The organism is Bythopirellula polymerisocia (genome assembly GCF_007860015.1).
Classification (GTDB): domain Bacteria; phylum Planctomycetota; class Planctomycetia; order Pirellulales; family Lacipirellulaceae; genus Bythopirellula; species Bythopirellula polymerisocia.
In genome coordinates this window covers 412,504-429,935 of sequence record NZ_SJPS01000001.1, presented here as the reverse complement: position 1 = coordinate 429,935, position 17,432 = coordinate 412,504, and the positions used below count along the sequence as shown (strand labels likewise).

Below are 17,432 nucleotides of genomic sequence, written 5' to 3'. Positions count from 1 at the left end.
TTGCAACGTGAAAGGCTTGTTTTCGCTCAGGGCAGGGGCAAAAAATACGCCCATTTCTTGAGTCGAATCGTGACTTTGCTGATCATCGCAAAGGGCTTTCCCCAGTCAGTATAAATGGCGACTGAGCCGGCTGCCCCCATTTCCAACTCGTCAATTGGCTGTCCCTCATCCAAACTGATTTTCACCGCCAAGATGCCAGGCGAACCCAATTGGGCTGCGGAGGGGAGTTTTCCGCCGGTGGTAAACTGCCCCTCGCCCGTGGCTTGAAGGATGTTTTCGACTTTGCCGCGGAAGAGTTTACCTGGCTGGCTCTTGAAGGCCAGCTCAACTGGGTTACCCGGCTGGACATGCAACAGCATCTGTGCCGGGAGTGAAGCCACAACCATCGTCTCTTCGGTGTCGATGAAGGTGCCCGCGGCGGCAAAGGGCATGGCGACGACATAAGTCCCTTCGCGAATTTGCCAATCGGTGACAAACCCGTCTGTCGGTGCCTTTACGGTGCAACCGCTCAGGTTGAACTCGGCAGTTTCCAATTGAGACTCAACGACACCGATATTATCCTGTGCGGAGACCAGTGCTGCCTTGGCTTGGTCCTCGCTGGCCTTGGCTTGCGCGAGTGCGGCCTGAGCAGCAGCCAGGGATTCCTTGGCCTGAACCATTTTGAGTTTCGAGATAGCCTGCGGGTTTTCCTTGTTGATGGCGAGGGCAACATCAGAGGCAGCCTGGTTCGTGGCTACATCAGCCTCAGCTTTTTCAACCGTGGCCTTTGCAACGCGTACACTCGCTTCCAGTTGAGTTACATTACTCTTGGCCGCAGCCAACTGGGCGGTGGATAGATTGACTTGATACTCATACGGGGTGGGATCGATCTCGTAGAGCACTTCCCCTTTTTTGAGTGGGACATTCGGCTCGGCTGGAATACTGATCACCTGTCCCTTCACGATGGGGACAATCTGGATCACGTAGCGGCTGACCACGGCCCGTGTCGAGATGGGGGCGGCAATCGTCCAAAGTACTACGATGATACCGAGCATGAGGATGCCAATTGTTGCCAACAGCGCAATCGGCCAGCGGCTGGGCTTGACCTTGAAAACCTTGAACACAAGCACCACCAGGGCCACGTAGATGATCGTCATAAACGCGATCATACGGCGGTGCCTTCCTTCTCAGCCCTTGGAGGCACAAAAGCCCAAATAAAAGCGATGGGCCATAATGCCCCCAGTGTGATCATGCTGATCCAAGATGCAGCGTTGATAGCAGTGGCATAAGGATGCTTGCGCTCGGCAGCGATCTTCCCCGGAAGCGAACCAAGGACAACGACAATCACCACCACCGTAACCAGTAGCACGGCGATCACTACAAAGGCGAAATAATCGAAGGCATCCATTTGAACTTTTGTTCACCGATAACTTTATCGTTGATGTCAGTTTTGAGTCTGAGTGCCATCAGCCGGCTTCTTCAATCGTACGAGCGTCCATTGTTGGGTCTTGTCTTTGCTTTCGTGAACCAGCATCGTGGACTCGTCTTTCGTCAAGTTGTAGAGGCCTGTATCGAAGATGATGCTTTTTTTGTTATCGACCACCCAAGTGACGCGCTGGGTTTGCTTGTCGACGGCTCCATCGACTTTTTGGACATTGTCGTCACCCGTGTTGTAGTAATTCCCACGCAATATTCCTTCCTTATTGACGGCCAACTGAAATGTCATCTTGCTCGACTTTTCACCGGGAGGAATCGCTTCAAAAACGCCCAGTGGCAACCACTGAGGATTGTCGCTACTCGCCGTGCTATCTTCCTGCACATCAGCCTTTTGGCCAGTTTCGGCAAGATCGGCAGCCGATTGATAATAATCTGCCGCAGAGGCAATTTCTTGCCCAGCCAGGTAGACGTTGCCGTCGTTGTAGTAGATGTTGCTTCCATAGTCGTAGCTCATTGCGGGCCATTCGGTCCCGTACCAGGAGTTGATATTCGCCCACGTGGCGGCGGTCCACACGCCGGCCGCGAAGCCACGGGCATACCAGGCGCCGGGATAGCGGGCATACCAATCCCGGCCAAACGCTCCCCAATGGTCGTAATTGGTTCGCACGTAGTTGCCTTGCACTCGCATGTCGGCTCTCGAGCAATTCCACGTGCCTGCACCACGCGAGTCGGCATAGAATCCACGACTGGATGCTTGACCACGGGCGGCAACGCCTCCGTCGGCACCTTTGACCACGGTACCGCTTGCTTCACGTGATCCGGCTGCCACGCCGCCAGGCCCGGCAGCGATGCCTCGTGCGCCCGCTTCGCCATGGGCAACCGTATTTCCATCGGGGCCTTTGATCACTGTGCCACTAGCTCCACGTTCGCCGGCTGCACCGCCACGTGGACCGACAGCAGCACCACGCTCTCCGGCTGAGCCGTGGGCAATGGTCGCGCCATTGGGTCCATGCCAAACATTGCCCTCAGCACGCCCTGTTCGTTCTGCCGCGGAATCGAAGGACGACAGACCATGAATGCCGCCCACAGCCCCGCTAAAGTCGCGGCTCCCTGCCGCCGAGATTCCCGAATCGCCTGGCAAGCCCAAGAATGAATTGAGTCGTGAAGCCGTCGGAGCACCTCCACCAAAGCCACCTGCACCGAGTCCTCCGGCACCCCTGCCCGCACCATCAAATCCGCCCGCACCTCCAAGGCCACCAGGGCCACCTGGTCCTCGGCCAATGTCGCCGAAGCCTCCCCCGCCGCCAAGACCGCCAGCACCACCGAAGCCGCCAACTCCTCCGGGTCCCCTTCCAGCGCCACCGAACCCGCCGGCTCCGCCGAGCCCCCCAGCGCCACCAAATCCACCAGCCCCGCCGAAACCTCCTCCACCAAGACTTCTACCACCGCCAAAACTTGCGCCACCGCCAAAGCCGCCCATACCACCCCCGTGAAATCCCCCGCCTCCCATTCCACCACCGCGTCCTCCCCCGAACCCGCGTCCATAAGTCAGGTCAGTGCCTACCAGTAAAGAAAGAGTCACTGCAAGTGTGCAAAGAAAATAGCGTTTCATCAGTTGGTTTCCTTATGCGATTTACTTTCGCCTTGGTATCTGTTTTGAGTTCAAACTCACTTGGTGGGTTTCACTTTTTCTCTGCCGCTTTGTTGGCGGCCTTTCGCTCAATGACGATTTCTTTCGTTCTAGGCAGTGGTTCGCCGCCGACAGTACGGTTGATCGATTGCCAAGAATGAACGTTGTCGTCGGCATCATACAGAATATTTATCGAAGACGTGGGAAGTCCATCCGCTGTTACCCCTTGAGTGCGAATCATCCAATGGGCTCCCTGCTTGCTCCATTCGCCATAGCCATGGCTGCCGTCGGAGTTAAAAAACCAAGACACAAGTTCACCCGTGACGGGATCCTTGCCAATGATCTGTGTTCCACCAGAAGCTGGGCCTTTATCGTCACGAATCGTCGTCTCACCACGAATGAAGTTTCCGTTTCCCATCCAGTCGTAATCCAACTCAACTTCAGTTTCATCACCCGAAGCAGTCCAATCGCCGACAATCCAAGCAAGGTCTTGCAAGCTCAGATCGGCTGACGAAGAAGGCTGCGCTGGCGAATCCCGCACACTTGCCATGAGCCACTGGCCGTTCTGCTTGACATGGAAGGCCATGTAGCGACCGCTGGCTACAGCAGCAGGCGACACGAGCGTGAGTTGCGAGTGCCCATCTTCAATCGCCGAGTCAGGACTCACTTGTTGAATAGCATTGATCGCGATTTCAATTTTGGCCCCTTTGTTGTTAGCGAAGAAATCTGCGTACTGTTTCTCGATCGCAGCACGACCAACGATGCGCGTGCCCGCTTCGTCGACATACTCTCCATCTTCTGTCCACAAGGCTGCAATTGCCTTGGCGTCTCCTTTGTTGAAGGCGTCAACAAATTTCTGCGCGCTTCCCTGAATTGCCTGTTCCACGTCCGACTTGGCCGGCTGAGAATTCTGTGCACTTACCGCACTCGGTGCGCTCACTACAAACCAGATCAAGAAAATTCTCACTAGTTTAGCCGAGTGATATCGATGAGTTTCCACGTTTCCGATCCTTGTTGAGAAATGTGTTATTAGATGTCGTCCCGTACGATCACGGTGATTCAACTGAGGCGAAATTCACCGGTGATGCTTGCGACTTGCCACGGAACGAGGCGCTGAGCGCAATATAAGGGGCTGACATACCCCCGTCAATCAAACGATCAGAAGCGCAATCGCGGCCTTTCCGTCCCCGAGCGAGATTCGCAAATCCAGCGACATGGCTTCCTCAGTGTTTTCCTCATCGTTACAGGCGGCAAAGTCTACGGGCTTTTTGACGTCAACTCTCGGCAATTTGCACCTCCAGGAGCAAGTAAATGCCGAATAAAATGTAACTCACCGCGCAATTCTCATTTGCGCCACAGCCCAATCAAGGAAGATGGTCTGAAACGATGAAAACTCTCACGATTCGACTCCAAGTTTTGTTGCTCCTCGTTGCAGGAGCCTTTCCTGCTTCTATCCATTGCTGCCATGGGCAAGATTTCGCCAGCCGCATGGAGGCCATGGCCAAGAAGATGGAGGAGAGTGGCGTTGTCTACGCGATTATCGGGACCGACTTTTACCAGGGAGTCACCAGCGGTGGGGTCGATGAAAACTTTGAGAACGGCGTCAAGATCGACCAGTTTCTGATGCTCGACACCACCAAGATGGGTCTCTGGGAAGGAATGACCGTCGTCATCCACGCCGAGTCTCGCTTGGGTGATGATGTGAACTTTGACGCGGTTGGTTTCTCCCCCGTCAACGTCGCGATGTTGTATCCGAAGTCCAACGAGCACGACACGGCGATCACCGGCTTTCAGTTTGCCCAGGCCCTCAGCGAAGAAGTCCAGTTCACGTTTGGCAAGTTCAATGCGCTGGACCTCTTTTACATGCTCTATCCCCAGACGGGCCGCGGCGTAAGTGGTTTCATGAATGCCTCGATGGTGATTCCACTTTCGATTGCCCGCGTGGCTCCTTTGTCGTTCATGGGCACCGGCATGTTGAAATTAAGCGGCAAGCAAATCCAGGGAGGCATCCTGGCATATGACACCAACAGCGTGCCGACCACCAGCGGCTTTGACAATATGTTCGACAACGGCGCCAACATCATGGGCTTCTGGCGATTCTTCACAGATTTCGGAGGGCTGCCTGGATCGCACATGTTTGGTGGTGTCTGGTCCACTGGTGCATTCACTGCTTTAGACCCAACTGGCTGGGAATTCATCCCTGGGCAGGGCATTGTCGCCCCCCAAGAGACAGGTGCCTACACCTTGCTTTACATTGCAGAGCAGACACTCTGGTTCGACGACTACGACAAGGACCGAAAAGTCACGCTGCTCAGTCAAAACGGTTACTCCGACGAACAGACGAGTCCCTATAGCTGGTCCACCAACGTCGCGATTCAGTCAACAGGTTTGGTTAGCAACCGACCCAAAGACGCAATTGGAATTGGTGCGTTCTACACAGGTATCAGCGACGACTTGCAAAACCTACTCTCTCCCTTGATCGACGTGCAAGATGTCTATGGCGCAGAGCTTTATTACAACATGGAAATCGCGAAGTGCTTTCATGTGACCGGCGACTTGCAGTTCGTCGAACCCGGAAATTCTGCCAACGACACGGCTGTCGTCGTAGGTTTGCGAGCGACACTCGCGCTCTGAGCTGCTCCCATGGTAATTCAATTCTCAAGAATTCAGAGCCCCTGGAGCTAACGCGATTCTGAACTCTTGCGAATCCAGCTACGGGTGCGTGATACCGCATAGCGGTTAAACACCATAGCCCAGGATTGTATCAAGGTGAGATCCACGAACTTTGGTGCTACCCTGTGTCAGAATTAAACCCCTATCAGTGGTCGAGTAATGCAACGATGCGTACCGAACGACGTTGCCGAGACCGCAAATAACCCGCGCACCATTTCGTCCTCGGCAAAGTCCGACGTTATGCCACGAATTCACCTCGGACGCTTGTTCGATCGTATCGTTGCTACCCAGGGTGGCGGAGCAAGCCCCCCTCCGTCATCCCCGGGCAGGCGGGGACCCAGAATCGAAATCCCCATCCGGCCGGATAGTATTAGAACTATCCACGGTCTCTCTACGGTGCAACTCCGCTCCGCGACATTTACCTCTCTGTTGACGACAAAACATAAAGAGCCCTCCGCCAATTTAAGGTATCTCTTGCTTTTGCAGAACTTAATGCCAGCAAGTAAATTGAACTTCAGATTATGCCGGACTTTCTTACGGAAAGGGGCAGGTAACGCTAATGGTGCCTCGGCGTGTAGGGCTGAGGCAATTTCGAGAAGGTCACTATTGAACCTTGTCGCTTCGAAATGGGTTATGAACGCGGCTCTTCGCAAATCTAAAAAGTGCCACCATATTGACAACGCTACTACCTGCCTGGATCAGCGGTAGGTGGAAACGACCTCTGCAGCGAAGGCAAACTCCTTCCACATGGCGGTTGATGCAACCTCGTGGAGTTAATAACGGCTTCTTAAGGGGTGGTAAGGGATCGGTTCTCACCGTTGAGTGTGATCGTAAATGGCCAGCTTGCCAGCTGGGCTTAGCGTCGGACTGCATCCAGCACCGGCTGAGACAACGGGTCGTTCGCTCGACCCAGTTTGGCAGACGCGGAATCGGCCACGGCGATAGTAGCTTCGGCCCGGGTTCTGGTTTTTGCAACCAACGAACGCCACAGCGAACCCCATCGCCAATCTTCTGATCGTTTGACCAGCCGGCGCGAAGCACACCCGCGTTCGACGTATCGGCAGACGGCCCGAAAGTGTTCCACCTATTCTTCCACGGGCGAAGTATCGTATAAAGATCGCCATGAGCTTCTTCGATATCGCCGGCATCCTCGTGGCCCTCGCAGCGGCCTTCGCGTTCATCAACCACAAACTGCTCAAGCTGCCGACGACGGTGGGCCTGATGCTGCTGGCCATGCTGCACGCGGTCGCCCTGCTGCTGATTGATTGGATCGTACCGGGAACGGGCGTGCTCACCTTGGCCGACGCGCTCATCGGATCGATCGACTTCGACCAGACGCTGATGCAGGGCATGCTCGGCTACTTGCTCTTTGCCGGGGCGTTGCATGTCAACCTCAACGACCTCAAGCAGCAAACCGCGGTCATCGCTCTGCTCGCGAGCGTCGGCGTCCTCGCCACCACGTTCATCGTCGGCGGGCTCACCTACGTCATCACCGGCTGGCTCGGCATCGAGGTCCGTTTCATCTACTGTCTGATCTTTGGCTCGATCGTTGCACCAACCGACCCGATCGCGGTCTTGGGGATCGTCAAGAGCCTGGGCGCACCCAAGTCGCTGGAGACCAAGATCGCGGGCGAGTCACTGTTTAACGATGGCATGGGCGTGGTGGTGTTTATTGCGCTCTTGGGCATCGCGGGGTTGGGTGGGCATGGGGAGTCGCAGGAAGAATCAAAGAAGAAAGATGATTTCAATCCCGTAGTCGAACGAAGCCAAGAAGATTTCGGCATACGGCCCAACGTCGATGGCGATCCACAAACCGTCATAAATGACGAACCAATAGATGCGGCACAACGCGAACATCCGCACGATGTCCAACAAAGCATGGAAGAGGCAGAGACGACAGCAATCGACGTCGCCAAGCTCTTCGCCCTCGAAGTTGGCGGCGGGCTTGCGTTGGGCTTTGTGCTGGGGCTGCTCGCGTTCTTCCTCTTGCGCTCAATTGATCACTACGCGACGGAGATTTTACTTTCGCTGGCGGTGGTGACGGGCGGATATGCGCTGGCGATGAAGCTGCACCTGTCTGGGCCGTTGGCGATGGTGGTCGCGGGGCTGATCCTGGGTAACCATGGCCGAACGCTGGCGATGTCCGACAAAACGCGCGAGCACCTGGACACGTTCTGGGAGTTGGTGGACGAACTGCTGAACGCGGTGCTGTTTGTGCTGATCGGGCTGGAGGTCTTGGTGCTGTCGTTCGAGGGGCAGTATCTGCTGGCCGGGGCCCTGGCGATCCCCGCTGCACTGCTGGCGAGATTCCTGTCCGTCGGTACGGTGGTGACCGCCTTGAAGAACGCGAACGGCCGAGAGTTCACGCCGCACGCGATCAAGATCATGACCTGGGGCGGCCTGCGCGGCGGGATCAGTGTTGCACTCGCGCTATCGCTCAAGGAAGAGATCCACGCCCAGCAATCCCAGTACGACAACGTCGGCGAACTCGTCCTGACCATGACTTACGTCGTCGTCGCCTTCTCGATCCTCGTCGGCGGGCTGACCATGGGGCCGATGCTGAACCGGCTGGGTCTCGCGGGGCAGGGCAAAGCAGACGCCGATTAGCTACTGGTAGCAAACGGAGCGTTCCGCCTCATCGCGGTCTTTCGGGGTGACGGAAAACATGCCATATTCACGTCGCCAGTGGATGAATATGGCCTTCGGCCATAGATCAGCAGGACATGACCGAACTGCCCATCGCCTGTCTTCAGGACCTGCTTCGGTCAACAAGACCGACCGCATTTGTGGCCTGTCCGCCAAGTCGCCGAGGCTGGAGCACCTCCCGCTGGGGTTTGTGGAATGCTATAGGAGGTGGCCACAACCGACGCGAGCCAGCTCACACGTCAACTTTGCGAGAGTGATGCACCCATTCCTGTAAAAGCTTGTCACGTGAGAGCGGTGGAGAGACCGATGCAGCAGCGCAGGACAACCCTCTGCCCACAGCTTCGCCATGGCGGATCGCTCGGTGGGGATTGCGAGACTTTCTCTGATTACCGCACAACAATCTAAGCTACTTCGCTTCGCGGCGGATCACATCTACCATTCCTTCGACTGAAGAATACTCACCAATGATGCTAGTACTCGGAAACATCAATTTTGGGATCGCTCCTGCTCCCACTTGTTGGTAAATCTCTACATGTTTTGCTATGTATTTCTCAGGAATTCCGGATGCTATTTCGGCATCAAGTTTCTTTTCATCAACGAGTCTCGCTGCCTTCACCTTTGCATCTGCATAGCTCGGCACCACAGTACCTTGGAACATCCAATTGTGAAGCGATGCGAAACGGGTTGGATCAACTCGCCATACTGCCACAGCTAGCTTCGCCAATTCGCACGATTCCTCGAAATTCGGGTTTGTCACTCGCACGCTGGGGTTGCAGGTTGAATTGAGCGGGACAGGCAAACAAATGACAGCCAATTGATCCCCCAAATTCTCTCGGGCACGAGTTACGGTCATGTAAGTTTTTCGACAAGGCGGGCAGCAGTAATCGAACATTGCAACAAGAACATACTTCGCATCATTGGAGCCGATCAGCGGCCACTGCGATATATCTAGCTTGATAGCGCCACCTTGAATAGCAACGATCCTGCGGTTTGCCGATTCGGGTACGCTTGCATCATCTGCAGTCATTTCTGTGGCTAGAAAGGTTGGCAAAGCGATCCTCGCTTGACTTGGAAAGTAAACGGAGACCAAATCCGGCCACAACGCAGTCGCACTATGGTAGTCCGATGTCGGAGGTTGGAATAGCTCGTCATTTGGCTGCTCATTCAATTCCTCCTCGGCCGGGCTTCTATCTTTTGGTGGAGCGAACTCTATCTGTTCTGACTCCGAACCGGCTGGATTGTCAAACCTCTCGATTCGATGCATGTCTTGGGGGCGAGCAAATACCTGACCGACTACTAAAACAGCAAACCCTGCAAAACTCAAGGCCGCTGCGGCTAACATCGCCTTTGCCCTCAGCGGACTGGCTAATAGCATGGTCACGGTAGCGACCAGACCACAGGCATGAGCAATCATGCAATAGAGGCAAATGTGTTTAATGACTATCATCTGCAGTGCTATAAACCAAATCGCACTGAGCCCAGCCGCAAACACGGCGACTGTAACGACGACCCAGCTAACTTTCCGCACCGATCGACTAAACCAGCCAACGGAACCGACGACAAGAGCAATCGCCATCGTAAAATAGATGCCCAAAGCCAATAAGCTCACTGGAACGCCAAGCCACAGAGCCCAACGGGTTTTGGCGACATGCCCACAGTCGACCAATCCGCCAGTATCTCCGCACCCCGCTATCTTTGACGAAGTTAAGTCTGCCCAAAGCAAATAGCCGCTCGCACAAATCGCCACGCTGATACACAAAGCCAACACAAGCGTTACTGGCCAACTCGGCAGCGATTTCATTTCACGAAAGAACCAGCGATTGGTCTTCGCGATAAGCGGGACTTTGTATGCGGTACCATGCGTAAAGCTTGCTGAATGTGTTCTATTCATGATCGTTCACGGGGCATTGAGAACTGTCAGAGCCCTAAGCAACTTCTATCTGTAAAGACCGCAAGTGTCGTCCATCAGCGCTGGCGACGCCATCTGCAAAAGCACCGAAAACTAAGCCAGCCGCAAGGGCGTTATTAAGGCGCTGGCTGCATTCGGCCCATCTGGTGAAGTCGTACAGTTTGCTAAATTTGCATTGTGCCACGCCTGAGAAGGCCAACGCACTAACTATGTAGTAGGTTGATACAGCGTGATTGGATGTTTCCTTCACATCCACTAGCTGTCTCATAGCCTGTGCACTTTGCAGAACGTGGCGAGGTGACTCCTGTCTGGCTTCGGTTATGTAGGGTGCATACTTCTACCACTTCTCCGTGCATTTCCGCACACCCATCGCCGCTGTAAGCCATCCGGCTACGGGATTTCGGCTTCTTCAAGTTTCTAAAATCAGAATGTGCAAAATCTATGCCAGCGGTCACGCCGACCTCATGCAGTTCGCGAGCAGTCCTGCTTGCTGAAGTTGGATCGGCTCATCGTACCACACAAGTCGCCAAACGCAGTAGTCATTGCTTGTTGTTGCGGCATCGATAGCAACCTGGATACGAGAAGCCGGTCGGGAAAAGATTACTTTACCTTTCATTCTGGGGACCAACTGATAAGTACTCCGTCTACAAATTCTCTCACGCAGATACTTTTACCTTCATTTAACCGATCTCATTTACATAATTGGATCGCCGCGAGAGCATCTTGATAGCATTTTAGCACGGGCTAGTTTGCACAGACTTTAGGAGGACCTCCAAGGCGTTAGCGATGTGTCCACCGGTTAAAAGGCTTTTCGGGCCCTAATTCGATTTTCTTTCGACCAAGACTTATGTGGAACGATGAGTTGGACCAGTTTCAGCATCTTGGGCTGGAAGCTTAGCTGCTGAGGTGTCCTTGGCGAGATCACACCGATGCGATTTCGGCGGGTTCCTTAGCTGCACAAGCTGATGCACCCGATGTTTGTTGGCCGTTCGCCGAATTGAGTGAAGTGTGTTCCACCAACGTCAGTTCGCTGAGGCTCCCTGGCGCGTTCTTGTCTATCTTCTATCTCGCGAGGGCGAAGCCACTTGGGCGGAAATCTAGTTGTAGGGCAGGCAGCCCTGGAAGGAATTGCAGGCGAAAGTCCTAGAAGCCCACAAGGCATCCGCCATGAGTCGGCGTAGTGGGTGATCCTTCCGGCACCGTAATTGCACCACAAGGATTTGCTTCAGTGCCCGACTCGCGTAATTGGAATAATCAAGCCGGAAAATGAAAATGAAGCGATCGACGAGTGTGCGGCCCCGCACGCCAACGGGGTTCGGGCTGCGTGCAGACAGCGGTTACACTAAGACAACTTAAATGGAAAAAGCCATGAAGACCATCAGAGTAAGATTGATGACGGCCCCTTTGTTCCATGCCCTGCTCCTAGGAATTATTGTTGGCATTGCGTCTTGTGGGCACGCAGAAGATTACAAGATGACGACCCCATTTGCACCAGGAGTTGCCGTCCCGAACGAAGTCGAAACGTCAATTGGCACATTGAACCTGCAGTACGGGTATCCCGACGATGCGACTACGCAGAAGGTTTACGACAACCTCGATGCATCCCGTGCCCTACAGGCCTACTTGCTGGCGATTCCCATTGTGAACCAAGCGGGTATGCGTGCCTCGCTTAAGGAATTCGGACCGGTCAACCAGACGGATGTCATCTGGGAAGCACTTGTGGATTCCAAAACCGTGGAGCTGACAGCGAATGATAATACCATCTACAGCTTCATCTGGCTCGATACTAAGAAGGGGCCATTGGTTGTTGAAATCCCTCCCATGGTGCTGGGGCTGATTGATGACTTTTGGTATCGCTGGGTGGCAGACGTCGGGATCACCGGCCCTGACCAGGGAAAAGGTGGCAAGTATCTGATCCTGCCTCCGGACTATAAGGGTAAGGTGCCCGAGGGGTACTACGTCGTGCGTCCAAGTACCTATGGCAATTGGATGCCATTCCGTTCTTTCCTTGTCGATGGATCGACTACGCCTGGCGTCGAGGCAGTGAAGAAGCACCTCAAGATTTATTACCTCTCCGAAAAAGACAATCCGCCAGCGATGAGATTTGTCAATGCCTCAGGTATTCCGTCGAATTTTGTTGCCCCCGCCGATTACTCGTTCTGGAGTCTGTTGAATGAAGTCATTCAAGAAGAACCCAGCGAGGGAAGTAATCCCACCACTCTCGGTCTCTTTGCTTCAATCGGCATCAAGAAGGGCAAGCCGTTCACTCCAGATGAGCGAATGAAACGAATTCTCACTGACGCCGCCAAGATTGGTGCTGTGACTGCCAGGGCAATTGCCTTCAAGATTCGCGACAAGGACGCGTATTTCTATCCAAATAGCCCGTGGCGTTTGCCTTTCTTCGGTGGCTACAAGTTTGAGGATTCTCCCGGCGTGGCGAATCTGGACGGGGCGATCTTCTTCTACTACATCGCCACCGGCGTCACCCCAGCCATGGCGGAGAAAATGGTCGGCAAGGGCTCCCAGTATCCCTGGTGTTGCCAGGACGCCGATGGCAATCCCTTTGATGGCGGGAAAAACTACAAGCTGCGCATTCCACCTGATGTTCCTGCAAAGGACTTCTGGTCGGTCATCGTTTACGACAATCAGACTCGCTCGATGATCCAGACCGACCAGCAGTTCCCAAGTGTCAGCAGCCAGAACAAGGACCTTCAGGTTAATTCCGATGGTTCAGTGGATGTTTACTTCGGTCCGACGTCACCTGTAGGGAAAGAGGCCAACTGGATACAGACGATTCCCGGCAAAGGCTGGTTCATGATCCTCCGACTCTACGGACCACTCGAACCCTGGTTTGACAAAACATGGCGTCCCGGCGAAATCGAGTTGCTTGACTAGGCCGTTCCGCAACGTGGCGGTGTTCACGCCCGCCACAATAATGGAATCTGGGTCGCGCAGATGTTGCGCCGTCGCCGATTTACGAGATTCAGAACTGAGGACGGGTGGACCATCTATTTTAGCGACTTTCGGCCCGCAGAAACTAAAGGAGGTGGCGATCACCTCAGCATCTAGGGAGTCATATTGATGACAGAATGGTGCTGCCCGCAAATGCTTTATCTTCCTTTCTGATGCGCAACATGCCATACGACCCATCCGGTATGGTGATCCGTGCTCCAAACTGCATCAGCCGTAAACACCTGTGCAGACAAGTGAATTGGCCCACGTTTGTAGATTTAATCACCAAACTAGTTCAGTCTTTCGCCGGTAGACCCGATTACTCGCCGATGCGCAGGGCAAGGTCCTGCTAAAAGAGTGCTGATGCCAGCTCCAAGAGCGAGCGATCGTCTGGTGGGTGGAAACAAACCGGTTGCCAACGCACTGCGACTGATGGGGAAAGGGAGGATTGGGATCTGAGGACTTGGGACTGGGTTCCCGTCGGCACGGGAATGACGGTTGTTGGGAGTGGTTGGTCATAGGTTGTTAGTCGTTAGCTCTTTCTTCCTATTCCCCAATTCCTCCGTTCCTTCATTCCCCCCATTCTCTTCGTCCCTCCGTCCCCTTTCCTTCCATTATCTTGTAGAAATTGTTCCATCCGATTTGCTAACATGCGAGTCGAGATTCAAGAGCTAGGAGCCCAGTGCCAATCATTCTGGCTCCACGCTGCTCAGTGAATGGCCACAAGAAACACAAAAAGGCACAAAAAACGGGAATGATTAGCCCAGGCTACTCAGTCTTGTTTATTGTGTCTTCTCGTGCTTTTCGTGGCAAACTTCCACTAACCACTGACACCCAACCAGCAACCTCAAAAGTGAGCCAGCCCAAGCAAAAACAAAAACGCGCGGCCAACATGACCAAGTTGACCAACATGACCAACTTGAACCACTCGCGCGGATGCTGCGCGGTAGCTGGTGGGAGATTGGTGATTAGTGATTGGACACGGATCATCGGAAATTGCACATTGGCCACCTGGGTTTTTGTCGCGGGGAGTCGGGGTTTTGTTTTACAAAACACACAAAAACCCAAAGAGTTGGACGATACCTAAGTCTTGGTTTGCAAATGAGTTGCAATGATCGGGCTTGGTGGAGAAGAGGGTAGTTTTGTTTTGGAAAAAAAGTTTTCTACGAAATTGGACACGACAAAACTCTCTCCCCTTGAGTAAAGAGGAGGGGTTTTGGAATGGGTTCTCAATGCCCGTGGTGCCAGTGCCGGGTCTGGTGTTGGAGAGAACGTTTGCCTGGCTGGGACATTCCCGTCGCCTCAGCAAAGACTACGAGGAATTGGTAGAGAACAGCGAAGCCCTGGTCCAGAAAGCTATGATCCGCCTCATGCTACAACGACTCTGCCAACCTGCACTGCCGCAAAAAAATGTTGGCGTTTGTCAAACACTTTATCAGAGGATCAACCGTCCAAGCTCTTCTTGATCTCGACAAGCTGCTCGCGCTCCGGGAGCCGTTTGTAGTATTCGTCGAGCGGGTAGCAACCACTCACGAGGCCATGTCGTGGGGCGGTCGTGCAATCGCTGAAAGTGCGGCAGACAAGTTTGCGAGTAAGCTTCCCGTGGATCAGCACGTCTTGCGGCATTTCGGGATAGCTCAAAACCATCCGGCCCAGCCCGACGAAATCGACCCACCCCGCCCGCACCACGGCCTGGGCGACGTGCGGCAGATAGTCTTGCAAGTACGAGTAACCCGTGCCGACGAGCGGCACATCTCCCACGGCGGCCTTGCATTGTCTGACCACATCGATCTGCCGCCATACCCCGACCAGCGGATCCTCGGGGGGCAGGTACCCATCGCTGGGGGGAAAGATCGCCGGCCGTTGGATGTGGGGATTGTAGTAGGGGCTCCCGCAACTGAGGTTGATCGTCGCCACCCCCGCATCAACGAGCATCCGCATGAGCTGAAAGGGCTCGGTCAAATCGTAGTCGAGCGGATTCTCGGCATCGACGCCAAACCCACAATCGTAAGGCAACAGCTCGGTGAAATCCATCGGCTGTCCTACCTCGCGACTCGTGCGGTAGGGGGCGAAATCAAAAATACTCAGCCGCACGCCTACCATCAGACCGGGCACCTCGTGCCGGACCCGCCGGATGATTTCCAAGAGCATGCGACTGCGACCCTCGAGGTCTCCACCAAATTTTCCAGGTCGCCGCCGGGCGCTGAGGAACTCATGCAAGAGATAACCATGGCACGCTTTGACGTCGACGAACTGATAACCAACCTCATGTGCCAACCGTGCTGCGGTCACGTAGCTGTCTATCAGCTTCTCAAGATCGTCGTCTTTCCAGACGATCGAATCATCCTCGAAATCGAGTCCGTATTTGTCGTCCAACAGGGGATGATGATAGGCGATCCGCGGTTCGAACTTTTTTTTGTCATGCGGCTTGCTAAATCTCCCCGAATGGGTGAGTTGCAGGCCGACCAACAAGCCGTCAAGCGAACCGGTTTGCTCTCGATGGCCAGCGTGAACTTCCGCGAGCAACGCCGTCAAGCCGGCCCGATTGCTCTCGGTGGCCAAGGTTTGATTCGGGTTCGCACGGCCATCGGGCTGCACGGCTGCGGCCTCACCTCCCCAGATCAGTTTGGCGCCACTCTGGCCAAACCTGCGCCACCGGCGGAGTGTGTATTCGCTCGGGCTCCCGTCGGCGTTGGCATCCCACCCTTCCATCGGATGGATGCACCAACGGTTGCCGACCTCGTAATCCCCTACTCGGATTGGATTAGCCAGGGGGGAACCCGAATCAACCGTCAGGCAGGTCTCATCGACGGGTAGTTCAACTCCAAGTTGGGTGAGTCGTTCCCGAAGTTGCTCAACGGTTCGCAATTGTGCGATTTTGGTGTAGGAGGGAACTTCCATTCGAACTGTGCCTTGCGTCGCAAATGTGGGTATGGTGAACCATGATTCTAAGGAGGAACAGCCCAGCTATCTATCGTGGAGAGAGAAGGATTCAATTTGTGCATAGAGCCACAAGGTGTTTTGGCACGCGCATTGCGTAGATATTGGAGCACAATCGCGATGCGGGCAGCCTGACAGTGCTTGGAACACACTTTCGGGGCCGTAACAGAGAAGAGCACTGTTCGCTGGGGTCGGTTGAGAAAAGGCAAATGATTGCGGGCCTTAACTAGATAGACAGCATTTTTCGCCGGGCATGTACCTCCCCTATTGCCTGTCGATTGAAGTTGTCAGAGGTCCAATCAAGATAGCGGGCTGGAAATCGGATTTCGATTTTCTGGCCCGCTTGTTTTATTTCATGTGTATTACAATTAAACAGGTGTTCAATTGTGATACACTGAAATCTGGGGGATTGATTGGGAGAATCTCGAATCTCACAATTATGCAGAAAAAATCTGATTGGGTTAAAAATACCTAGCCGGTAGAGGTGGCCAGAATTTGCCTTACTCGGCGACTTCTTCTTCAACGCCTACTTCGGAAGAAATCCCAGCATTTTCTTCGTCAACTTCCTCAGACATTCCCGTTAGTTGCTCTGTGCCTTCCGGGAAAAGGGCTTCGTTGATTGAAGGAAGCATCAGTTCGGCAAATTCTGCGGCGACATTCTCGTCCGCAGTATCTTCGCCCACTAAGACATCGCTTGTGAAGTAGAGCTTGTAAAGAGCCCGAGCAAGTCCATAGTGCATCCGTGGAGATTCGGGAGCCTCCCAATCGTTCTTGTCAGGATGATTCCAGGCCCAGAATACACGTTCCACGCGACGACCTAAGACATCGTCTTTGATAAATTTGGCAGTGAAGAAATCCGCCGTTTCCTCTGAAGGCAAATCCATGTAAGACTTAATTTGCATCCCGTCCTGACGAAATCCGGAGGCGGGGTAACAGATGTTCGGCGTATGACGGCAAATGTCACGCGAGTGACCAACGATCAGCCACATGGTGACCATACGGCCTGTCTCTTGATTCTTGTAACGGCGAGAAACGTAATTCACAGCCCCGGCAGTATTCTTGACGATTTCGTCAACAGGAAGGTCTTCACCGACCCAATCGCCAATCTCTTTGGGTACCTGCTCGAATCGCTTCCCGAGTTCAGCAGCCTCGGCGCCTGGTGTTCCCCAGCGGTCTTTGAGTGCATACCCTTCGTAGAAGCTCAGGGAAATAATAAGAATTCCGCCCAAAAGGGCAGGTATTAAGAGATTGCGATCCATGGTGAAC

11 protein-coding genes and 1 pseudogene are annotated in these 17,432 nt (G+C 54.1%); 4 read left to right on the top strand and 8 right to left on the bottom strand.

Annotated elements, in window-relative coordinates:
* Positions 1-26 precede the first annotated feature (26 nt).
* The 4 genes from Pla144_RS01745 to Pla144_RS01725 form a co-directional block, all read right to left on the bottom strand.
* Positions 27-1,148 (bottom strand): HlyD family secretion protein, encoded by a 1,122-nt coding sequence (locus Pla144_RS01745; RefSeq protein WP_146447597.1) that lies wholly within the window; start codon positions 1,146-1,148, stop codon positions 27-29.
* Positions 1,145-1,387 (bottom strand): DUF3302 domain-containing protein, encoded by a 243-nt coding sequence (locus tag Pla144_RS01740; protein ID WP_146447596.1) that lies wholly within the window; start codon positions 1,385-1,387, stop codon positions 1,145-1,147. The genes Pla144_RS01745 and Pla144_RS01740 overlap by 4 nt, the downstream gene beginning before the upstream one ends.
* Before the next feature lie 36 nt (positions 1,388-1,423).
* On the bottom strand, positions 1,424-3,028 hold the full coding sequence (locus Pla144_RS01735; RefSeq protein WP_197530428.1) for a protocadherin: 1,605 nt from the start codon (positions 3,026-3,028) through the stop codon (positions 1,424-1,426).
* A 70-nt stretch (positions 3,029-3,098) separates the two neighbouring features.
* Positions 3,099-4,046, bottom strand: coding sequence for a YybH family protein (locus Pla144_RS01725; protein ID WP_197530317.1), 948 nt, complete (start codon positions 4,044-4,046; stop codon positions 3,099-3,101).
* A gap of 386 nt (positions 4,047-4,432) precedes the next feature.
* Here Pla144_RS01725 and Pla144_RS01720 point away from each other — a divergent pair, with 386 nt between their 5' ends.
* Positions 4,433-5,680: a carbohydrate porin gene (locus tag Pla144_RS01720; protein ID WP_146447593.1), complete on the top strand. Its 1,248-nt coding sequence runs from the start codon at positions 4,433-4,435 to the stop codon at positions 5,678-5,680.
* An 895-nt stretch (positions 5,681-6,575) separates the two neighbouring features.
* On the opposite strand, the gene Pla144_RS01715 is transcribed toward Pla144_RS01720, so the two are convergent.
* The gene (locus Pla144_RS01715; protein WP_146447592.1) at positions 6,576-6,803 is read right to left on the bottom strand and encodes a hypothetical protein; all 228 of its coding nucleotides are present in this window, start codon (positions 6,801-6,803) and stop codon (positions 6,576-6,578) included.
* A 38-nt stretch (positions 6,804-6,841) separates the two neighbouring features.
* Here Pla144_RS01715 and Pla144_RS01710 point away from each other — a divergent pair, with 38 nt between their 5' ends.
* Positions 6,842-8,326 carry a cation:proton antiporter gene (locus Pla144_RS01710; protein WP_146447591.1) on the top strand — a complete coding sequence of 495 codons (1,485 nt, stop codon included), beginning with the start codon at positions 6,842-6,844 and terminating at the stop codon, positions 8,324-8,326.
* Between the two features lie 445 nt (positions 8,327-8,771).
* Here the strand turns inward: Pla144_RS01710 and Pla144_RS01705 are convergent, their stop codons facing one another.
* Complete coding sequence (locus Pla144_RS01705) at positions 8,772-10,256, bottom strand: vitamin K epoxide reductase family protein (RefSeq protein ID WP_146447590.1); 1,485 nt, start codon at positions 10,254-10,256, stop codon at positions 8,772-8,774.
* A 1,386-nt stretch (positions 10,257-11,642) separates the two neighbouring features.
* Here Pla144_RS01705 and Pla144_RS01700 point away from each other — a divergent pair.
* Positions 11,643-13,169 (top strand): DUF1254 domain-containing protein, encoded by a 1,527-nt coding sequence (locus tag Pla144_RS01700; protein ID WP_231936121.1) that lies wholly within the window; start codon positions 11,643-11,645, stop codon positions 13,167-13,169.
* 1,316 nt (positions 13,170-14,485) lie between these two features.
* Positions 14,486-14,617 (top strand): annotated as a pseudogene (locus Pla144_RS25415) (IS5/IS1182 family transposase); the annotation flags it as partial.
* Between the two features lie 52 nt (positions 14,618-14,669).
* On the opposite strand, the gene Pla144_RS01690 reads toward Pla144_RS25415, so the two are convergent.
* Together Pla144_RS01690 and Pla144_RS01685 are read right to left on the bottom strand one after the other, a co-directional pair.
* Complete coding sequence (locus tag Pla144_RS01690) at positions 14,670-16,127, bottom strand: NADH:flavin oxidoreductase (protein WP_146447588.1); 1,458 nt, start codon at positions 16,125-16,127, stop codon at positions 14,670-14,672.
* 539 nt (positions 16,128-16,666) lie between these two features.
* Positions 16,667-17,425, bottom strand: a complete 759-nt coding sequence (locus tag Pla144_RS01685; RefSeq protein WP_146447587.1) for an exosortase-associated EpsI family protein — start codon at positions 17,423-17,425, stop codon at positions 16,667-16,669.
* Positions 17,426-17,432 lie beyond the last annotated feature (7 nt).

Coding starts and splice junctions, on each gene's coding strand:
- Pla144_RS01745 (WP_146447597.1), bottom strand. CDS start 1,148: ATGATCGCGTTTATGACGATCATCTACGTGGCCCTGGTGGTGCTTGTG.
- Pla144_RS01740 (WP_146447596.1), bottom strand. CDS start 1,387: ATGGATGCCTTCGATTATTTCGCCTTTGTAGTGATCGCCGTGCTACTG.
- Pla144_RS01735 (WP_197530428.1), bottom strand. CDS start 3,028: ATGAAACGCTATTTTCTTTGCACACTTGCAGTGACTCTTTCTTTACTG.
- Pla144_RS01720 (WP_146447593.1), top strand. CDS start 4,433: ATGAAAACTCTCACGATTCGACTCCAAGTTTTGTTGCTCCTCGTTGCA.
- Pla144_RS01710 (WP_146447591.1), top strand. CDS start 6,842: ATGAGCTTCTTCGATATCGCCGGCATCCTCGTGGCCCTCGCAGCGGCC.
- Pla144_RS01705 (WP_146447590.1), bottom strand. CDS start 10,256: ATGAATAGAACACATTCAGCAAGCTTTACGCATGGTACCGCATACAAA.
- Pla144_RS01700 (WP_231936121.1), top strand. CDS start 11,643: ATGAAGACCATCAGAGTAAGATTGATGACGGCCCCTTTGTTCCATGCC.
- Pla144_RS01690 (WP_146447588.1), bottom strand. CDS start 16,127: ATGGAAGTTCCCTCCTACACCAAAATCGCACAATTGCGAACCGTTGAG.
- Pla144_RS01685 (WP_146447587.1), bottom strand. CDS start 17,425: ATGGATCGCAATCTCTTAATACCTGCCCTTTTGGGCGGAATTCTTATT.